This is a genomic window from Streptomyces sp. UH6 (assembly GCF_013421635.1).
Taxonomy (GTDB): domain Bacteria; phylum Actinomycetota; class Actinomycetes; order Streptomycetales; family Streptomycetaceae; genus Streptomyces; species Streptomyces abyssomicinicus.
The window spans coordinates 1-3,645 of sequence record NZ_JACADT010000576.1 but is presented as its reverse complement, the minus strand read 5'-3'; the positions used below and the strand labels follow the sequence as shown (position 1 = coordinate 3,645).

General features: G+C 71.9%; 4 protein-coding genes. 1 reads left to right on the top strand and 3 read right to left on the bottom strand.

Features of this window, described 5'->3' with window-relative positions:
• The 3 genes from HW445_RS22310 to HW445_RS22300 form a co-directional block, all read right to left on the bottom strand.
• Positions 1 to 103: ArsA-related P-loop ATPase (locus HW445_RS22310; RefSeq protein ID WP_180222753.1), on the bottom strand; the 103-nt coding region annotated here is incomplete at its 3' end.
• Between the two features lie 19 nt (positions 104 to 122).
• Positions 123 to 566, bottom strand: a complete 444-nt coding sequence (locus tag HW445_RS22305; protein ID WP_180222752.1) for an SRPBCC family protein — start codon at positions 564 to 566, stop codon at positions 123 to 125.
• A 93-nt stretch (positions 567 to 659) separates the two neighbouring features.
• On the bottom strand, positions 660 to 1,469 hold the full coding sequence (locus HW445_RS22300) for a metallophosphoesterase (protein WP_180222751.1): 810 nt from the start codon (positions 1,467 to 1,469) through the stop codon (positions 660 to 662).
• A gap of 326 nt (positions 1,470 to 1,795) precedes the next feature.
• Between HW445_RS22300 and HW445_RS22295 the strand changes: the two genes are divergently transcribed.
• Positions 1,796 to 3,595: a long-chain fatty acid--CoA ligase gene (locus HW445_RS22295; protein ID WP_180222750.1), complete on the top strand. Its 1,800-nt coding sequence runs from the start codon at positions 1,796 to 1,798 to the stop codon at positions 3,593 to 3,595.
• Positions 3,596 to 3,645: the final 50 nt, after the last annotated feature.

The window sequence follows — 3,645 nt, the reverse complement described above, 5'->3', positions numbered from 1 at the left end:
GCAGCAGGGTGCGGGAACCCTCGCGGGCGGCGCGCAGGGCGGTGGCCGCGGCGACGGTGGTCCGTCCGGAGCCGCCGGGCCCGGTGATCAGTACGGTCCGCATCGGCGGCGAGGACCCGGCCCTAGGCCGCCCTGGACTCGACGCGCTTCTTCAGGCCGGCCAGCGCCCGGTCGATGATGACCTTCTCGGCCTTGCGCTTGATCATGCCGAGCATCGGGATCTTGACGTCCACGGTCAGGGTGTAGGTGACCTCGGTGGACCCGTCACCCCGGTCCCGCAGGGCGTACGAGCCGTCCAGGGACCTGAGCATCTGGGACTTCACCAGGGTCCAGGAGACCTCGCTCCCGCCCTGCCACGTGTAGGCCAGGGTCTGGTCGTCCTTGATCGCGCCGGCGTCCATCACCAGCCGGACCTGCTCCGCGCGGCCCCGGTCGTCCGTGGCGACGACCTCCGCCTCCTTCACCTCACCGGTCCACTCGGGGTAGCGGGCGAAGTCGGCGATCACCTCCATCACGGCGGCCGGTGCGGCCTCAATGGTGATGTTCGAGCTGGTGTGTTCCGCCATCGCCGTGGCTCCTCCAGATCCGGTCCGGCAGGTCTGCTGGTGCAGGCTATCGCGCGCGGAAGGCGCCGCCGTCCCGGCAGGGGGGCCGGGGCCTCAGAACTCCAGCGCCCACGGCCTGCCGCTGCTCGCGAAGTGGCCGACGTTGACGCACTCGGTGGACCCGATCCGCATCCGCCGGCTCAGCGGCTGGTGGACGTGCCCGAAGAGCGAGTACCGGGGCCGGGTGCGCCGGATCACGTCCAGCAGCGCGCGGCTGCCCCGCTCGAAGCGGCGGGCCACCGTGTCGTAGACCAGGTCGGGGACCTCCGGCGGGATGTGCGTGCACAGCACGTCCACCTCGCCCAGCGCGGCCAGCTTGGCCTCGTACTCCTCGTCGTCGATCTCGAACGGCGTCCGCATCGGGGTGCGCAGGCCGCCGCCGACGAAGCCGAAGGTCCAGCCGCCGATCTCCACCCGCTGGCCGTCCAGGACGGTGGTGCCCTCCCGGGCGAACTCCGGCCACAACCGGGGGAGGTCGACGTTGCCGAAGGTGGCGTACGTCGGGGCGGGCATCGCCGCGAACATCTCGGCGTACTGGCGGCGCACCGCGCGCTCGATCAGCACCGCCCGGTCCTCGCCCGCCGCCGCCCACAGCCCGGCCTGGAAGTCCCGGGCCTCCGCGAAGCGGCGGGCGGTGCGCAGCTCGACGACGCGGTCCGCGTTCTCCTCGCCGAACAGCTCGGGGAAGATCCCGCGCGAGTGGTCGGCGTAGTCCAGGAACAGCACCAGGTCGCCCAGACAGATCAGCGCGTCGGCGCCCTCCCCGGCCCGCGCGAGATCGCGGGCGTTGCCGTGCACGTCACTGACCACGTGGATGCGGGTGCCGGGCCCCGCGGCCCGGTCACGGAGGGGGGTCGCTGCCATGCCGACGAAGCCTAAGGGTGCGGTGGGACCGTGAACAGAGGCGGTCGGACCTGCGGTTACTCTGGCTTCACAAGAAAGGCGTGGACTACTGTGCGCAATGGAACACCAGTCGTGTGACGCGGCGAACATCCGAACCGGATGCCCTTCCGGAGTAAAGCTACCCAGGGGTAACGTCCGTTCGGTCCAAGAAGTGTCAGGTCCAGGGCGTGCCGGGTCCGGGGCGGATCGTGTCCGCACCCCGTCCGGGCAGGCGCCCGGCCACGGACCGCACCGCCGTCGCACCCCACACAACGTCGTGGCGTCGGCGCCAATGAGGAGCAGCAGTCTTGCGCGAGTTCAGCCTTCCGGCTCTGTACGAAGTCCCTGCGGACGGCAACCTGACCGACCTGGTCCGCAGAAACGCCGCGCAGCACCCCGACACCGCGGTGATCGCCCGCAAGGACGACCGCGGCGCCTGGCAGGACGTCACGGCCCGGCGGTTCCTCGCCGAGGTGAACGCCGCGGCCAAGGGCCTGATCGGCGCGGGCGTGCAGCCCGGTGACCGGGTGGCGCTGATCTCCCGCACCCGCTACGAGTGGACCCTGCTGGACTTCGCGATCTGGAGCGCCGGCGCGGTGACCGTGCCGGTCTACGAGACCAGCTCGCCCGAGCAGATCGAGTGGATACTCGGCGACTCCGGCGCCACCGCCGTGGTGGTCGAGACGCCGGCCCACGCCGCCGGCGTCGAGCAGGTCCGCTCCCAGCTCCCCGCGCTGAAGCACGTGTGGCAGATCGACGACGGCGCCCTCGAGGAGCTCGGCCGGCTCGGCCAGGACGTCTCCGAGGACACCCTCGACGAGCGCGCCCGCTCCGCCAGGGCCGACGACCCGGCGACCATCGTCTACACCTCCGGCACCACCGGCCGCCCCAAGGGCTGCGTGCTCACCCACCGCAACTGGTTCGCGGAGGCCGGCAACGCCGTCGAGCGCCTCGGCCCGCTCTTCGACACCGGCCGCTGCTCCGTCCTGCTGTTCCTGCCGCTCGCCCACGTCTTCGGCCGGCTGGTCGAGGTCGCGGCGATGCTCGCGCCGATCCGGCTGGGCCTCGTCCCCGACATCTCCAACCTGACCGGCGAGCTGGCGTCCTTCCGCCCGACGCTGATCCTCGGCGTCCCCCGGGTCTTCGAGAAGGTCTACAACTCGGCCCGCGCCAAGGCGCAGGCCGACGGCAAGGGCAAGATCTTCGACAAGGCCGCCGCCACCGCGATCGCCTACAGCCGCGCCCTGGACGAGCCCTCCGGCCCGTCCTTCGGCCTGCGCGTCAAGTACAAGATCTTCGACAAGCTGGTCTACAGCAAGCTGCGCGCCGTCCTGGGCGGACGCGGCGAGTACGCGGTCTCCGGCGGCGCGCCGCTGGGCGAGCGCCTCGGCCACTTCTTCCGCGGCATCGGCTTCACCATCCTCGAGGGCTACGGCCTCACCGAGTCCGCGGCGGCCACCGCCTTCAACCCGTGGGACAAGCAGAAGATCGGCACGGTCGGCCAGCCGCTGCCCGGTTCGGTCGTCCGGATCGCCGACGACGGCGAGGTCCTGCTCCACGGCGAGCACGTCTTCACCGGCTACTGGAACAACGAGGCGGCCACCGCCGAGGCGCTGGAGGACGGCTGGTTCCACACCGGTGACCTCGGCACCCTCGACGAGGACGGCTACCTGCGGATCACCGGCCGCAAGAAGGAGATCATCGTCACGGCGGGCGGCAAGAACGTCGCCCCGGCCGTGATCGAGGACCGCATCCGGGCGCACGCGCTGATCGCCGAGTGCATGGTGGTCGGCGACGGCCGCCCGTTCGTCGGCGCCCTGGTCACCCTGGACGAGGAGTTCCTCGGCCGCTGGTGCGCGGAGAACGGCAAGCCGCAGGGGACGACGGCGGCGGGGCTGCGGGACGACGCGGACCTGCTGGCCGCGATCCAGTCGGCGGTCGACGACGGCAACGCGGCGGTCTCCAAGGCGGAGTCGGTGCGCAAGTTCCGCGTGCTGGCGGGCCAGTTCACCGAGGAGTCGGGGCACCTCACGCCGTCGCTGAAGCTGAAACGGAACGTCGTCGCCAAGGACTTCGCCGACGAGATCGAGGCGCTCTACCAGCGCTGACGCCACCCCTCGCGGGGCGGACGTGGACGAGGGCGGGGCCCGGGTCGCAG

Bases quoted from the DNA above. Each gene is read 5' to 3' on its own strand.
- HW445_RS22305 (WP_180222752.1), bottom strand. From the start codon at position 566: ATGGCGGAACACACCAGCTCGAACATCACCATTGAGGCCGCACCGGCC.
- HW445_RS22300 (WP_180222751.1), bottom strand. From the start codon at position 1,469: ATGGCAGCGACCCCCCTCCGTGACCGGGCCGCGGGGCCCGGCACCCGC.